This window comes from Marinobacter salinexigens (assembly GCF_008370345.1).
Taxonomy (GTDB): domain Bacteria; phylum Pseudomonadota; class Gammaproteobacteria; order Pseudomonadales; family Oleiphilaceae; genus Marinobacter; species Marinobacter salinexigens.
On sequence record NZ_VTUU01000067.1, the window covers coordinates 1 to 676 of the forward strand.

General features: G+C 70.3%; 1 protein-coding gene. It reads left to right on the forward strand.

Going from position 1 to position 676, the window contains the following annotated elements:
- The first annotated feature begins 245 nt into the window (after positions 1–245).
- Positions 246–599, forward strand: a complete 354-nt coding sequence (locus tag FWJ25_RS20695) for a PetM family cytochrome b6-f complex subunit 7 (protein WP_149601874.1) — start codon at positions 246–248, stop codon at positions 597–599.
- Positions 600–676: the final 77 nt, after the last annotated feature.

Consider the following 676-nt stretch of genomic DNA (forward strand, 5'->3'; position numbering starts at 1 on the left):
TGGCGGGCGTGGCGGTGCCGATCGCCAGCACGGTGGCGAGGCCGGTGGCGCGCTGGGCCTTCCCCAGCAGGCTAGCTCTCTAGCGGTCTAGCCAGTCCACGCAGCGCAGGGATGGCGTCGTTCGCCGTGGCAACTGGCGGGCGTGGCGGTGCCGATCGCCAGCACGGTGGCGAGGCCGGTGGCGCGCTGGGCCTTCCCCAGCAGGCTAGCTCTCTAGCGGTCTAGCCAGTCCACGCAGCGCAGGGATGGCGTCGTTCGCCGTGGCAACGGCCCCGTCGCTAGCGGCCCCGGCAGCCAAGAGGAGGCCCGCCGCCGGCGTCACGCACGTGGAGGGCATGAACGCCTACAGCGGCCTCAAGGGGCTSAACAAGGTGAMCATGCTCGGGGTGCGCAAGACCGCCGACTACTCCTTCGCCAAGGTCGTGGCGTCGCTCAGCCCCGCGGGCAGGAAGCGGCGCGGCGGCGCGTTCGGCGCCCAGATGAACGCCGCCGCCGAGATCTTCAGGATCGCGCTTCAGAAACCGTGCCTCGTGCTCGTCGGCGTCGCCGTCGGGTTCGTGCTGCTCCGGGTGGAGGCCGCCGTCGAGGAGTCCGAGTAGGGTGCGTGGGCCTGCCACTGTCGGCTGTCGCCCCGGGCCGCAGTCTGCTTCAGAAACCGTGATATATATATAACCAG